Genomic DNA, 14,868 nt, shown 5'->3' on the forward strand with positions numbered 1-14,868 from the left:
TCGTTGCCGTTTCTGTCGAGTTTCGAACAGTATCCGCCGCCTGTCGCGGGAGCAACACGCCCGAGTCAAATTGCCGCCGCATTCCCGGACAACCCTGGTACCGCCGGTATTCGCTGAGTGGGGACTCATCAAGCGAATGCCCGGCGCGGGGTGTTCCGAGTAAAAAATCTGACCGTCTAGCGCGCTCGTCGCGCAACGATGAGTTACGCCCGAAGTCTAGGGGAAACGCATGAAGGAAGCCACCAAGAGGGCGGCCTCGGAGGCGCTTGCGCAAGCGCTGGCGGTGACGGCAATGCTCGTCATCGCCAGCGTTGTACTCTATTGGCGGTGACGGCTGTCCAGTCACGCGTAGCAGCCGTCACCGTGAGGAGCTCGCGCCAAAATTGCCGAGCAAAGTTGCGCTGAAGCCACCGCCGTAGCTTCAGCGATGCTGGAAGTGATCCATGCTTCCCCGTCCAGCCATGGATTGCTTCGCTGCACCTGTCACCCGGCGGCGCTCTCGCGCCGACCGGGTGACTCGCAGTGATTGCGTCACTTCGCCTTTGCGAAATAGGGCACCAGCCGTCCGGCAAATTGCGTGAAGCGCGCCGCAACCTTGTCGCCGATGGCGAGGTCTTTGTCGCCATGGGCCATCATGCGAAAGCCGTCATCGGCATCGACCAGCACGATGTTGTAGGGCACATGCGCGCGGGTCGCAGGCGTTGCGGCCCGGCAGACCAGCGAGGTCGCGTACACGGTCCCTGCCCCGCTGGCGCGATGCTCGGCGAGATCGGACGAGCCGCAGGCGGCGCAGAAGCTGCGGCGAAAATACTGCCGCGCGCCGCAGGCGCTGCAGGTCTGGTAGACAATGGCTTCCGCGCCCTTGGTCCAGTCGGCAATCGGTCCGCTCATCGCACCCGCTCCAGGAACATGCTGACATGCGACGACAGCACACCACCGTCGCCGTGCAGCAGCGCGACCGAGGCGTCGCGGACCTGACGAGTTCCGGCGCGGCCGGTCATCTGCAAATGGGCCTCGACCAGATGCGCCATCGCGCCGCCGACGCCGCAATGGCCGTAGCTGAGCAGGCCGCCATGGGTGTTGAGCGGCATCTCGCCATCGCCGTTGAAATAGCCGGCGCGCACCCGCGCCGCGGCCTCGCCACGCTTGGCGAGGCCAAGATCCTCCAGCAGCATCGCCAGCGTGATGGTAAAGCTGTCGTAAACCGCGGCGTAACGGACATCCGAGATCGCGACGCCCGCCGCCTGCTTCGCCTTCGCGATCGAAATCTCGGCGCCGAGCTCGCTCAGCGCCGGCGCTGCCGTGATGTGCTGATGGGTGTGCGCCTGGGCGCAGCCGCGCACGCGGACCTGCCGCTCGCCGGTCGGCGCGCGGCTGATCACGCAGGCTGCACCGCCGTCCGACACCGGGCAGCAGTCCAATAGCTTCAGCGGCAGCGCCACCGGTTTCGAGGCCATCACATCGGCAACCGTGATCGGCTCGTGGAACTGGGCGCCGGGATGCATCAGCGCATGCTTGCGCATCAGCACCGCGAACTCGGCGAGGTCTTCTTGCGTGACGCCGTACTCATGCATGTAGCGGCTCGCGACCAGGCCGTAATAGGCCGGGATGGTCGGCCCCAAGGTCACCTCATAGTCGGGATGGCCGACCTGGGCCAGCGCCTGGATCGAGGCGTCGCGGCTCTGCCCGGTCAGCCGGTTCTCGCCGCCGACCACCAGCACGTGCCTTGCGACGCCGGCGTCGACGAGATGATGCGCCAGCATGGTCATCGCAAGCCCGGTGGCGCCGCCGACCTGCACGGCGTGGGCGTAGGCCGGACGGATGCCAAAATGCTCGGCGAACACGGTGGCCAGCATGATGTGCGGCGAGACCGTGGAGTAGCCGCAGAGGATGCCGTCGATCTCGGCGCGCTTCAGCCCGGCGTCGGCGATTGCAAGCTCGGCCGCCATGCTCATCAGGTCGAGCGAGGACGATCCCTCATGCTTGCCATAGGATGTCAGGCCGACGCCGGTGACGAAGCTCATCTTTTCACCTCCCCTTGCAAAGGGGAGGTCGGCTTGCGCCAGCAAGCCGGGTGGGGATCTCTCCCCACCTCGCGCGATCTCGCCCGTGGCTGACCCCCACCCTGCCCTCCCCCTTTCAGGGGGAGGGAGATGACGGCGGCGTGTCTCTGCGACTGCATTCTCATCAATACGACTTCGGAAGGCCGAGCACCTTCTCGCCGATGAAGCTGAGGATCAGTTGCGGGCTGATCGGCGCGATGCGCGGGATCAGCGATTCCCGCAGGTAACGCTCGACGTGATATTCCTTGGCATAGCCGAAGCCGCCATGGGTCATCACCGCCTGTTCGCAGGCATGGAAGCCGGCTTCGGCGGCAAGATATTTTGCCGAATTCGCGGCCGGGCCGCACGGCAAATTCTGGTCGTATTGCCACCCGGCGCGCAGCACCATCAGCCAGGCCGCCTCGAGCTCCATCCAGCATTTCGCCAGCGGGTGCTGGATCGCCTGGTTCATGCCGATCGGGCGGTTGAACACGATGCGGCCCTTGGCGTAGTCCAACGCCTTCTTCAGCGCGATCTGGCCGAGGCCGACGGCTTCGGCGGCGATCAGGATGCGCTCGGGGTTCATGCCGTGCAGAATGTATTCGAAGCCGCGGCCCTCGTCGCCGATGCGGTCTTCGACCGGAATTTCAAAATTCTCGAAGAACAGCTCGTTGGAATCGACCGGCTTGCGGCCCATCTTCTCGATCTCGTGCACGGTGACGCGCTCGCGGTCGAAATCGGTGTAGAACAGGCTGAGGCCGTGGGTCGGGCTGCGCACCTCCTCCAGCGGCGTGGTGCGCGCCAGCAGCAGGATCTTGTTGGCGACCTGCGCGGTCGAGATCCACACCTTCTGGCCGTTGACGATGTATTTGTCGCCCTGGCGCACCGCGCGCGTCTTGAGCTGGGTGGTGTTGAGGCCGGTGTTCGGCTCGGTCACCGCAAAGCAGGACTTGTCGCGGCCGTCGATGATCGGCGGCAGCATGCGCTGGCACTGCTCTTTCGTGCCGAACACCACCACCGGATTGAGCCCGAACACGTTCATGTGCACCGCCGAGGCGCCGGACATCCCGGCGCCCGACTCCGCGATGGTGCGCATCATGATCGCGGCATCGGTGATGCCGAGCCCGGAGCCGCCATATTCCTCGGGGATGCAGATGCCGAGCCAGCCGGCATCGGCCAACGCACGGTGAAAGTCGGCCGGGAAGCCGCCCTCCTTGTCCTTCTTCAGCCAGTAGGCATCGTCAAAGCGCGAGCAGATTTTTGCGACGGCATCGCGGATCGATTCCTGGTTGGCCGAGAGTGCAAAATCCATCTGTCGTGCTCCTATGACTTTGCAGCGGACTTGACGACACCGTCGCGCACCATCGCCGCGATCTCGTCGTCGGAAAACCCTGCCTCGCGCAAGATCTCCGCGCTGTGCTCGCCGAGCCGCGGCGCGAGCCGGCTCGGCTCCACCTTGGTCTGTGACCACCGCGCCGAGGCCGTCATGCTGCGGATGCGGCCCTCGGTCGGATGGTCGACGACGGGAAACACGCCGGTCGCGACCATATGCGGGTCCTGCAGCAGGCTTTCGAGATCATGCATCGGCATGACAGGCACATCGGCCTTTTCGAGAATCGCGTTCCACTCGGCCGTGGTCTTGGTCTGCAGAATGCGCGCAAGCTCGGCGTAGACCACGTCGATATTGTTGGCGCGGCCGGCGAAGGTCGCAAACTTCGGATTGCTGCGCAGATCGTCGCGGCCGGTGGCCTTGAAGAAATTCTCCCACTGCTTGTCGTTGTAGACGATCACACAGATGTAGCCGTCCAGCGTCTTGTACGGCCGCCGGTCCGGTGAGAGGTGGCGCGCATAGCCGCCCTTGTCGAGCGGCGGATCGTAGGTCAGCCCGCCCATGTGGTCGCCCATGACGAAGCCGGCCATGGTCTCGAACATCGGAATGTCGACGCGCTGGCCCTGCCCGGTGCGGTCGCGATGCACCAGGCTGGCGCAGATCGCGCCGACCGCGGTGAGACCGACGATGCGATCGACCAGCGCGTTCGGCACGTAGCGCGGCACGCCGTCCGAGGTCTGCGCCATCAGCGCCGGCAGCGCGGTGGCGCCCTGGATCAGGTCGTCATAGGCGGGTTTTGCGGCATACGGCCCTTCCTGGCCGAAGCCGAACACGCCGGCATAGATCAGCCGCGGATTGATTTGCGCGACCACGTCGTAGCCGAGCTGCAAGCGTGCCATCGCCTGCGGGCGCACGTTGTAGACCAGCACGTCGGCGCCTGCGATCAGCCGCAGCACCGCCTCGCGCCCCGCGGGCTTCTTGAGGTCGAGACAGATCGAGCGCTTGCTGCGGTTGGTGTTGAGGAACACCGGCCCCATGCCGGGATGCCGCGTCGGCCCGATCTGTCGCGTCACGTCGCCGTCGGGCGATTCCACCTTGATGACGTCGGCGCCGTAGTCGCCCAGCATCTGCGTGGCATAGGGTCCCATCAGCACGGTCGTCATGTCGACGACCTTGATGCCCTGCAGCGGTCCCATCGTCCTGTGCGCTCCCGGCTGTTTTGGTTACGAACCTAGTAACGGGAGGTTTTTGCCAAGATCAAGCTGCGCCGGGCGTATGGCCGCATGCGCACCGGCCGCAGTTCCGCAGGGCGGGCAAAGCTAGGGCGAGCCGCCCGTCATCGCGTCGCGCGCCGCCACCAGCTTTTCCAGCTCCGCGTTCTGCTGCTCGATGCGCTGGGAGATGCGCTCCTCGACCTCGGCTCCGGAGGCAGCCGCGGCCTGCTCGATCAATTGCCTGATGTTGTCGCGCAGGATCGCGATGCGATTATTCAGTTCGGATAGCGACAGCGAAGTTTCAATACTCATGGACCGTTCTCCGGGTGACCGGCGTAGATTAGCGCGGCCGGGCGCTGCGGCCTATCCCTTCGCCATCATCTCGCGCAGCGTGGTTTTCAGCACCTTGCCATAATTGTTCTTCGGCAGCGCATCGAGATAGACATAGCGCTTCGGCCGCTTGAACCGGGCGATCGAGGCGAGGCAGTGCGCGTTGAGCTTGCCGTCATCGGCCACGGCCCCGTCCGCCAGCACGACGCAGGCGACGACGATCTCACCCCATTCCGGGTCCGGCACGCCAATCGCCGAGACCTCGCGGACATCGGGATGGGTCAGCAGGGCTTCCTCGACCTCGCGCGGGTAGATGTTGGTGCCGCCGGAGATGATCACGTCCTTGGAGCGGTCCGACAACGTCAGGAAGCCGTCGGCGTCGAGCCGGCCGACGTCGCCGGTGCGCAGCCAGCCGTCCCGCAGCGTCTCGGCATTGGCCTTCGGGTTGTTCCAGTAGCCGAGCATGACGGTCGCGCCCTTGACCTCGATCTCGCCGGTCTCGCCGGCCGGCAAGGGATTGGAGTCCTTGTCGGTGATCCGCACGGTGACGACGCTCTGCGCTGACCCGACCGAGGCCAGCCGTTCGAGGTAGCGCGGGTGATCGCTGCGCCGGTGCCACTCGCGCGACAGCGCGGTGATGGTCATCGGCGACTCGCCCTGGCCGTAGATCTGCACGAAGCGCTGGCCCATGGTCGCGATCGCATCGCGGATGTCGGCGGTATACATCGGTCCGCCGCCATAGATGATGGTGCGCAGCCCCTCGCCGTTCTCGCCGCGCCTCTTCGCGGCATCGACCAGGCGGCGCACCATGGTCGGCGCGGCGAACATCACGACGTTGTCGAGCTGGCGGCCGAGGTTGAGCACCTCGTCGGGATCGAAGCCGCCGGATTCCGGCACGACGTGGCGGCCGCCCATCCTGACATGCGGGAAATTGTAGAGGCCGGCGCCGTGCGAAATCGGGGCGGCATAGAGCGAGGCGTCGTTCGGCGTCGCCGGATCGACATCGGCGAGATAGCACAGCGACATCGCGAGCAGATTGCCGTGGCTCAGCATGACGCCCTTGGGCCGGCCGGTGGTGCCCGAGGTGTAGAACAGCCAGGCGAGATCGTGGGTCTCGCGCGGCAGCGGCGCCGGCGCGCCCTCGCCGCTGCGCATCGCCTTGTAGGCGTCGCTGTCGACCAACAGCATGGTCATGCCGGCGGGACAATCGTCCTTGGCTTCGGTCAGCGCGTCGATCGTGTCATCGGAGACGAAGGCGAGCTTGGCGCCGCCATTGCCGCAGATCCAGGCCGCCTCGCGGCCGTGGAGCTTTGCGTTGATCGGGATCGCGGCGGCGCCGATCCACCAAATGCCGTAGAGGCATTCGAGATATTGCGTGCAGTTCGACGCGAACAGCGCGACGCGGTCGCCGGCGGCAATGCCGTGATCGCGCGCCAGCGCCGCCCCGATCGAGGCGGCGCGGCGGGCGAAGGTTGCGTAATCGGCGTCGAGGTCGAAACCGGTCAGCAGCGCCGGCGCGTCGGGACGCGCCCGCGCCGTCGCCGCCAGCCATTCGGCAATGTTCATCGCCGAACGCCCTGCCCTTACTTCGCCGGCTCGAGGATCGAGACGTAGTTGGCGACCGCGGCGCCGCCCATGTTGAAGATGCCGCCGAGCTGCGCGTTCTTGAGCTGCATGCCCTCCGGCGCCTGGCCCGTGAGCTGCATCGCGCTCATCACGTGCATGGAAACGCCGGTGGCGCCGATCGGATGGCCCTTGGCCTTGAGGCCGCCGGACGGATTGACCGGCAGCTTGCCGTCCTTCTGGGTCCAGCCTTCCATGATCGCGCGGGCGCCCTGCCCCTTCGGCGTCAGGCCCATCGCTTCATATTCGATCAGCTCGGCGACGGTGAAGCAGTCATGGGTCTCGACAAAGGAGAGATCGGAGAGCTGCAGGCCGCCCTTCTGCAGCGCGCGCTGCCAGGCGGTGGTGCAGCCTTCGAACTGCAGGATGTCGCGCTTCGACATCGGCAGGAAATCCTGCGCATGGGCGGTAGCGCGGATGTTCACCGCCTTGCCCATGGTTTTGGCGGTCTCGGCGTCGGTCAGCACCAGCGCCGCGGCGCCATCCGACACCAGCGAGCAGTCGGTGCGCTTCAAGGGACCGGCGACGAACGGGTTCTTCTCGCTCTCGGCGCGGCAGAACTCGAAGCCAAAATCCTTGCGCATCTGCGCATAGGGATTGGCGACGCCGTTCTTGTGGTTCTTGGCGGCAATCATCGCCAGCGCGTCCGACTGGTCGCCATATTTCTGGAAATAGGCCTGCGCGATCTTGCCGAACACGCCGGCGAAGCCGCCGACCGTGTCGCCGTCCTCGGGCAGATACGACGCCTTCAAGAGGTTCTTGCCGATCTCCGGGCCCGGCGTCCGGGTCATCTGCTCGACGCCGACCACCAGCACGATCTTCGCCGCACCGGCCTCGATGGCGCGGATGCCCTGATGCACCGCGGCGGAACCGGTCGCACAGGCGTTCTCGACCCGAGTGGTCGGCTTGAAGCGCAGCGCGGGATTGGCCTGCAGCACCAGTGAGGCTGTAAAATCCTGCGGCGAGAAGCCGGCGTTGAAATGGCCGAGCATGATCTCGTCGACATCGGACGCCGCAATGCCGGCATCGGCCAGCGCCTCGTTGGCGACCTTGACGACGAGGCCCTCGACGGTCTCCGCGTCGAATTTTCCGAATGGCGTGTGCGCCCAACCCACGATGCTGGCGGCGGTCATGGCCGTATCTCCCTGTTCCTGTTCAGGGAGTTATGTAACCTACCTTCAGGCCGATTTCAGCGTTTTCATCGCCTTCGCACACATGGCGGTTATGCCGGCCCAATTGCCGGCGCGGATGTCGGAGGCCGGGCACAGCCAGGACCCGCCGACCGCCAGCACGTTCGGCTCGGCGAGCCAGGTTGCGGCATTGGCCTCGCTGACGCCGCCGGTCGGGCAAACCCTGACGTTCGGGAACGGTCCTGCCAGCGCCCGCAGTGCCTTGATACCGCCGGCCTGCTCGGCCGGAAAGAATTTGACCACGTCAAAGCCGTCCGCCAGCGCCTGCATCAGCTCGGACGCGGTCGCGATCCCTGGCGCAAACGGCAGCCGGCTCGCTGCTGCCGCCTGCAACAGCTCGGGTGTCGCGCCGGGGCTGATGCCGAACCTGGCCCCGAGCGCCTCGGCGCGCGCCAGATCCTCGCCGTTGAGGATGGTGCCGATGCCGACGATCGCTTCGGGCACCTCGGCGATGATGGCTTTGGCGGCATCGGCTGCGACCGGCGTCCGTAGCGTCACCTCGAGCGTACGAACGCCGCCGGCGACCAGCGCCCGGGCGAGCGGCACTGCGTCCTCCAGCCGTTCGATGGTCAGCACCGGGATCACGGTGGCCTGGCGGATCAGATCGGCGATCCGGGCCTGCTTGGGGTTCGCGGTCATTGGGAGGCCTTGCGGGAGGTTGAGGGCCGTGACGCCTTCTTCGGCGGCATGGCGTAGCGGGGAATGATCGCGCCGGGATAGCCCACCACGACGCCGGCGAGACGATGGCCGGCGCGCGCGGCATCCTCGGGCGCGGCACCACCGAGGCGCGCGGCGAGATAGGCGGCGGCAAAACTGTCGCCGGCCGCCGTGGTGTCGACCACGGGTTTTATGAGCGGTTCCGCCCTCACCTCGCGCGTCGCGCCGGCGGCGCGCAGGATGCAGGCGGGCTCGGCAAGCTTCAGCACCACCTCCGGGCTCGATATGCCCGCGAGCAGTGCGGTATGGCTCTCTCCGGGATAGAGCGGCGCCAGATCTTCGGTCGAGGCGAGCACGATATCGGCGGCCTCGAACGCGCTGGAGAAGACCTTGCGCGCGACATTGAGGTCGGGCCAGCCGCGCGCCCGGAAATTGGTGTCGAATGCGAAGCGCGTGCCCAGGAGCCGCGCGCGCTTCAGCGCCGCCATCAGCCGGTCGCGGCCATCCTGGCGCATGATCGAGAGCGTGATCGCCGAGAGATAGACGATGTCGTAGCTCGCGAGCGAGTTCAGGATGTCGTCGGTCTCGGGCAGATCCATCAGCTCGCGCGCCGCCGCGCTGTCGCGCCAATGGAAGAACCGCCGCTCGCCCTTGTCGTCGGTCTGGATCAGATAGAGCCCGGGGAGCTTGCCGGCCAGCCGCGCGACCCGCTTGGTGCCGATGCCTTCCGCCGCCCAGCCCGCGATCATCTCGTCGCTCAACGCATCGTCGCCGAGCGCGGTGATGTAATCGACATCGACGCCGAGCCGCGACAGGTAGACCGCGGTGTTGAGTGTGTCGCCGCCGTAGCCACGCGAATACAGGCCGCCGGGCTGCGCACCGGGACCCTGGCGCAGCTCGATCATGCATTCGCCGATGCTGGCAACCCTGGTCATCGCACGCGCCGTGTTCGCCCGGACGTTGCCTCAGGCGGCGAACTTGCCGCCGAGTTCGTCCTCGATGTGGATGCGGATGATATCATCAAACGTCTTCTCGGCCGTGGTGAAGCCGAGCTTGAGCGCGCGGTCGGCGACGAAATCGCGCGGCCAGCCCGAGACGATCCCGATGATGGTCGGATCGGGCACCCGCTTGATGCGCGCGACCACGTTCTTGCCGGCGACGCGCTCCAGCGCCGCGATCTGCTCGCCGACGGTGACCGACATGCCGGGCATGCTGAGATTGCGCCGCGGGCCCATGGCGTCGAGGTCCATGGTGCCGGCGTGGACCAGGAAGCCGACCGCCGATTTCGGCGAGGCGTGCCAGTGCCGCACATCCTCGGAGACCGGCAGGATCGCCTCCTCGCCCGCGAGCGGCTCGCGGATGATGTTGGAGAAGAAGCCGGAGGCCGCCTTGTTCGGCTTGCCCGGCCGCACGCAGATCGTCGGCAGGCGGATCGAGATGCCGTCGAGCAGGCCCTTGCGGGTGTAGTCGTTGATCAGCAGCTCGCAGATCGACTTCTGCGTGCCGTAGCTGGTCAGCGGCGTGTGGAAGAACTCGTCGCCGATCTTTTCCGGGAACGGCGCGCCGAACACCGCAATCGAGGAGGTGAACACCAGCCGCGGCTTGTAGCCGCCGCCGACGGCGCGGATCGCGTCGATCAGATAGCGGGTGCCGTCGAGGTTGATGCGATAGCCCTTGTCGAACTCGGCCTCCGCCTCACCCGAGACGATGGCGGCGAGATGGAAGATCACGTCCGGCCGCTCGGCGATCAAAGGCACTGCTGCGCCGGCATCGGCGAAGTCGGAGCCGATCACCTTGACCGGAATCTTGGCGCCCGCGGGCTTCTGCGGCTCGACCACGTCCTGCAGCGTCATCATGCCGATGTCGCGGTTGCCGAGCCGTCCCTCGCGCAGCAGACGCTCCGTCAGCTTGCGTCCGACCATACCGGCGGCGCCGAGAATCAGAATGTGCACGACCCTGCTCCTTTTCTTCTGTTCGAATTCAGACGCGGGCCTTGTGCGCTCATTCCTTCACGGCGCCGGTCATCGCCGAGACATAATGCTCAACGAAGAAGGCGTAAAGAATAACCAGCGGCAGCGAGCCGCATAGCGCCCCTGCCATCAGCGAACCCCAGCGATAGATGTCGCCGTCAACGAATTCGTTGACGATGGCGACCGGCACCGTCTTGTTCGGGGTCGATTGCAGGAACGTCAGCGCGTAGATGAACTCGTTCCAGCACAGCGTGAAGCAGAAGATGAAGGCCGAGATCAGGCCGGGCACAGCGAGCGGCAGCACGATCTTGATCAGGATCTGCCAGCGGCTGGCGCCGTCGATCAGCGCGCATTCCTCGAGCTCGAACGGGATGGTCTTGAAATAGCCCATCAACAACCAGGTCGAGAACGGGATCAGGATGGTCGGATAGGTCAGGATCAGCGCCAAGGGCGAATCGAACAGGCCGTACTGGAACACGACGGTTGCCAGCGGAATGAACAGGATCGAAGGCGGCACGAGGTACGCCAGGAAGATCAGGCCGCCGACCAGATTGGCACCCTTGTAGCGCAGCCGCACGATCGCATAAGCCGCGAGCACGCTGGCGATGATCGACAGCACGGTGGCGCCGATCGCCACATACATCGTGTTCCAGAGCCAGTGCGGATAGTAGCTCTCGAACAGCAGCTTGTGGATGTGCTTGAAGGTCGGACTCCAGGTCCAGAACGGATTGAATTTTTCGAGATCGAGCAGTTGCTCGTCCGGTTTGATGGCGGTCAGCGCCATCCAGTAGAACGGGAACAGCAGGATCACGACGATGATCGAGAGCGGCAGATAGAGCGTCACGATCCGCCGCGGCACCGACTGCAGGTAGCTCATGCCCTCGCTGTTGTCGACGCGGGCCGACGTCGACAGGATGGACTTGAGGTCGACCTTCTGTGCAGGAAGATCAGTCATTGCTTTCTCCCTGCTGCCACTTGCGGCGCTGCAGACCGAACCAGGACACCATGATCGCGGCGAGCAGGAACGGGATCATCGCGCTCGAGATCGCGGCGCCCTCGCCCAATTGTCCGGCGATGATCGCGCGCTGGTAGGACAGCGTCGCCATCAGATGGGTGGCGTTGACCGGGCCGCCGCGGGTCATCGCCCAGATCAGCTGGAAGTCGGTGAAGGTAAACAGCACCGAGAAGGTCATCACCACGGCGATGATCGGCGTCAGCAACGGATAGGTGATGTAGCGGAACATCTGCCAGCGCGTCGCGCCGTCGAGCGTCGCCGCCTCATAGAGCGAGGGCTGCACGGTCTGCAGGCCCGCCAGCAGCGTGATCGCGACGAACGGCACGCCGCGCCAGATGTTGGCAAAGATCACGCAGATCCGGGCCCAGGTGGTGTCGCCCAGGAAGTTGATGTTCTGGGTGATCAGGCCGAGATGCTTCAGCGACCACGAGATGATCGAGAACTGGGAATCGAAGATCCACCAGAACGCCAGCGCCGACAGCACGGTCGGCACGATGAACGGGATCAGCACCGCGGCGCGCAGCAGCGCCTTGAACGGCATGCGCTCATTGAGCAGCAGCGCCAGATAGAGCCCGATCGCGAATTTCACCGCGCTGGCGATGAAGGTGTAGATCAGCGTGTTGAACACCGACAGCCAGAAGATGGCGTCGTCCCACAGCCATTCATAGTTCTCGCTGCCGACGAAGTGACCGACCCGGCCGATCCTGGTGTCGGTGAACGACAGCCAGATCCCGAGCCCGAGCGGATAGGCCAGGAAGAAGATCAGGAACGCCATCGCCGGCAGCATGAACCAGAAGCCGAGCCAGTTCCTGTTGTGGCGCAGCTGCTCCCAGGCGGTCGCTTCGCGGATTTCGGTCTTCGCGCGGCGCGGCGCAAGGGCGATGTCAGCCATAGGCGATGTCCCTATTGCTCATGTGATGAGCATGACTACGCAAGAGTCCAATGATGGCATTCCAATGATCAGGCGCGGGCGGCGGTTGCCGCCCGCGCCGATCACATCAGCGATAGATGCGCTTCAGCTGCCGCTCGGCCTCGGCCATCGCGGCCTTGCCGTCCTTGGCGCCGGTGCAGTAGTTCGCGAACATGTCGACCACGATGAAGTCGGCGATCGCGGTCGCCGCCTTCTCGCCGGGCGTGCCGATGCCGGAGGCCGGCAGCGCGCGCTTGGAGGCCTGGCCGAACACGGCGTTGTTCGGATCGGCGGTCCAGACCGGCGCCGAGTCGTAGGCGTTCAGCGTCTGGGTCAGATAGCCCCGCGCGCCCGACAGCCACTTCTCGAAGTTTTCCTTCTCCAGCATGAAGGCGATGAAGGCCTTTGCCGCATTCGGATATTTGCAGAAGTTGAAGGCCAGGATCGGCACCGCGAGCTGCAGTTCGGTCGGCTTGCCGATCGGCCCGACCGGCCACAGCGCGTGGCCGATGTCCTCGGCGAGCTCCTTCTTGCTCGGATCGTCCTTGGCGGCGACATAGATCGAGATGCCGTTCGAAGTCAGGAACAGTTCGCCGGACAGGAAGGCCTTGTTGTTGGAGGAGTCGTTCCAGGATGCGACACCCGGAATGAAGGTCTCCGACAGCTGCTTGGCGTAGTCCAGCGCCTTCATCGTCTCCGGTGAGTTGATGATGACCTTGTCATCCTTGTCGACGGTCCAGGCGTTGTGGCCCCAGAGGATGTTGTGCACCCAGGCGTTGGCGTCGCCGGTGGCGTGGCCGAGCGCGAAGCCGGCCGGCGTGTTGTTCTTCTTGAGCGCCTTGCAGAGCTCGAGATAGGCCGGGAAGTCCGACGGCACCTGCTTGAAGCCGGCCTTCTCCACCGCCGACTTGCGGTAGGTCAGATAGCCGCCGACGGTGGCGACGGGGATGCCGAGCCAGTCATTGCCCTGCTTGCAGGTCTTGGCCGCGGCCTCGGTCCAGCCGCCATACTTGTTGCCGAGATAATCGGCAACGTCGTTCAGCTTGAGAACCTTGGTCGGGAACAGCTGCGGCAGCGTGTGCAGGCCCCAGGCGAGGTCGAGGCCCGAGCCGGTGTTCGCGGCGACCGACGCCTTCGGCTGCACGTCCTCGAAGGACTCGCTGAACACGTTCATCTCGGTGCCGGTCGCCGTCTTGAACGCCGCGACCATCGCATTGAAAGCGTCGTCTTCCGCCGGCACGAAGCGCTTCCAGCGCATCACGGTGAGCTTGGCGCCGGGCTCGGCCTTCCAGGGCGCGCTCTGCGCCCAGGCCTTGGCGAAATCAAGCAGCGCCGGCCCGGTAAGCATGCCGGTTGCAGCCAGCGCAGTGCCGCCCTGAAGCAGCGAGCGGCGAGTCAAATCGTGCATCGTCCTTCCTCCTATGAATGATTTTTATTATTGTTGAGCCCGGCTTGTTGGTCAGCCGTTGCAGCCGTCAATCCATCAGCTGTTAAGTCGCTTCCCCGTCGAGTCGTCGAAAAGATGAACCAGCGACGGATCCGGCTTCAGCCGAACCTTGTCGCCGGGGTTGAACAAATGCCGTTCGCGGAACACGGCGACGACCTGCTCGCCGCCGAGCTTGGCGAACACCTGGGTCTCCGAGCCGGTCGGCTCGACCACGACGATCTCCGCCTCGGCGCCGTCATCGGCGATGGTGAAATGCTCCGGACGCACGCCATAGACCGCGGGCTTGCCGTCGGAATTGGCCGGCGCCGATGCCAGCGGCAGCTTGACGCCGTTCGGTCCCTCGAAGAAGGCGGAGCCGTTGACCTTGACCTGGCCCTTCAGGAAATTCATCGCCGGTGAGCCGATGAAGCCGGCGACGAACTGGTTCTCCGGCTTGTCGTAGAGCTCGAGCGGCGAGCCCATCTGCTCGACGATGCCGTCATGCATCACCACGATCTTGTCGGCCATGGTCATGGCCTCGATCTGGTCGTGGGTCACGTAGACGGTGGTGGTGCGCAGCCGCTGATGCAGTTCCTTGATCTCGGTGCGCATCGCAACGCGCAGCTTGGCGTCGAGGTTGGAGAGCGGCTCGTCGAACAGGAACACCTGGGGATCGCGTACGATGGCGCGGCCCATCGCGACGCGCTGGCGCTGGCCGCCGGAGAGCTGCCGCGGATAGCGGTCGAGCAGCGGGGTCAGCGCGAGGATTTCCGCGGCGCGCTTGACGCCGGTCGAGATTTCCTCGGACTTGGCGCCGCGCAGCTTCAGCGAGAAGCCCATATTGTCGGCAACCGTCATGTGCGGATAGAGCGCGTAGTTCTGGAACACCATCGCAATGTCGCGCTCTTTGGGCTGGACATTGTTGACGACGCGGTCGCCGATCGAGATCGTGCCCGAGGTGATGTTCTCCAGCCCTGCCAGCATGCGCAGCAAGGTCGACTTGCCGCAGCCGGAGGGGCCGACCAGGACGACGAACTCGCCATCCTCGATCGGGATCGTCACGCCGTGCAGGACTTCAAAATTGCCGAACGATTTCCGCACGTCGCGAATCTGGACCGACGACATCCACTTCCCTCCCTCGAGTTCCCGGCGGCATACGAC

The 14,868-nt window shown here is 65.4% G+C and carries 14 protein-coding genes; all 14 read right to left on the reverse strand.

Annotation, left to right across the window (positions count from 1 at the left end; translation table 11 throughout):
- Positions 1-531 precede the first annotated feature (531 nt).
- Positions 532-891, reverse strand: coding sequence for a Zn-ribbon domain-containing OB-fold protein (locus tag CI41S_RS21075; RefSeq protein WP_139861418.1), 360 nt, complete (start codon positions 889-891; stop codon positions 532-534).
- The gene (locus CI41S_RS21080; RefSeq protein ID WP_139861419.1) at positions 888-2,024 is read right to left on the reverse strand and encodes a thiolase family protein; all 1,137 of its coding nucleotides are present in this window, start codon (positions 2,022-2,024) and stop codon (positions 888-890) included. The genes CI41S_RS21075 and CI41S_RS21080 overlap by 4 nt, the downstream gene beginning before the upstream one ends.
- Positions 2,025-2,187: 163 nt before the next feature.
- A complete protein-coding gene (locus CI41S_RS21085) occupies positions 2,188-3,354 on the reverse strand; it encodes an acyl-CoA dehydrogenase family protein (RefSeq protein WP_139861420.1) in 1,167 nt (388 codons plus the stop codon).
- Between the two features lie 11 nt (positions 3,355-3,365).
- On the reverse strand, positions 3,366-4,568 hold the full coding sequence (locus CI41S_RS21090; protein ID WP_139861421.1) for a CaiB/BaiF CoA transferase family protein: 1,203 nt from the start codon (positions 4,566-4,568) through the stop codon (positions 3,366-3,368).
- Positions 4,569-4,691: 123 nt separating this feature from the next.
- A complete protein-coding gene (locus tag CI41S_RS21095) occupies positions 4,692-4,898 on the reverse strand; it encodes a hypothetical protein (protein ID WP_139482877.1) in 207 nt (68 codons plus the stop codon).
- A gap of 51 nt (positions 4,899-4,949) precedes the next feature.
- A complete protein-coding gene (locus CI41S_RS21100; RefSeq protein ID WP_139861422.1) occupies positions 4,950-6,482 on the reverse strand; it encodes a class I adenylate-forming enzyme family protein in 1,533 nt (510 codons plus the stop codon).
- A 17-nt stretch (positions 6,483-6,499) separates the two neighbouring features.
- Positions 6,500-7,672, reverse strand: a complete 1,173-nt coding sequence (locus CI41S_RS21105; RefSeq protein WP_139861423.1) for an acetyl-CoA acetyltransferase — start codon at positions 7,670-7,672, stop codon at positions 6,500-6,502.
- Positions 7,673-7,717: 45 nt separating this feature from the next.
- Complete coding sequence (eda, locus tag CI41S_RS21110) at positions 7,718-8,368, reverse strand: bifunctional 4-hydroxy-2-oxoglutarate aldolase/2-dehydro-3-deoxy-phosphogluconate aldolase (RefSeq protein WP_139861424.1); 651 nt, start codon at positions 8,366-8,368, stop codon at positions 7,718-7,720.
- Positions 8,365-9,321 (reverse strand): sugar kinase, encoded by a 957-nt coding sequence (locus CI41S_RS21115; protein ID WP_139861425.1) that lies wholly within the window; start codon positions 9,319-9,321, stop codon positions 8,365-8,367. The genes eda and CI41S_RS21115 overlap by 4 nt, the downstream gene beginning before the upstream one ends.
- A 30-nt stretch (positions 9,322-9,351) precedes the next feature.
- Complete coding sequence (gene denD / locus CI41S_RS21120) at positions 9,352-10,338, reverse strand: D-erythronate dehydrogenase (protein ID WP_139861426.1); 987 nt, start codon at positions 10,336-10,338, stop codon at positions 9,352-9,354.
- Between the two features lie 49 nt (positions 10,339-10,387).
- On the reverse strand, positions 10,388-11,311 hold the full coding sequence (locus CI41S_RS21125; RefSeq protein ID WP_139861427.1) for a carbohydrate ABC transporter permease: 924 nt from the start codon (positions 11,309-11,311) through the stop codon (positions 10,388-10,390).
- Positions 11,304-12,263 (reverse strand): carbohydrate ABC transporter permease, encoded by a 960-nt coding sequence (locus tag CI41S_RS21130; RefSeq protein WP_139861428.1) that lies wholly within the window; start codon positions 12,261-12,263, stop codon positions 11,304-11,306. Before CI41S_RS21130 ends, CI41S_RS21125 begins: the two co-directional genes overlap by 8 nt.
- Before the next feature lie 106 nt (positions 12,264-12,369).
- Positions 12,370-13,689, reverse strand: a complete 1,320-nt coding sequence (locus tag CI41S_RS21135) for an ABC transporter substrate-binding protein (protein ID WP_139861429.1) — start codon at positions 13,687-13,689, stop codon at positions 12,370-12,372.
- Positions 13,690-13,764: 75 nt separating this feature from the next.
- Complete coding sequence (locus CI41S_RS21140) at positions 13,765-14,832, reverse strand: ABC transporter ATP-binding protein (protein ID WP_139482892.1); 1,068 nt, start codon at positions 14,830-14,832, stop codon at positions 13,765-13,767.
- Positions 14,833-14,868: the final 36 nt, after the last annotated feature.

Source organism: Bradyrhizobium ivorense (assembly GCF_900696085.1).
Lineage (GTDB): Bacteria > Pseudomonadota > Alphaproteobacteria > Rhizobiales > Xanthobacteraceae > Bradyrhizobium > Bradyrhizobium ivorense.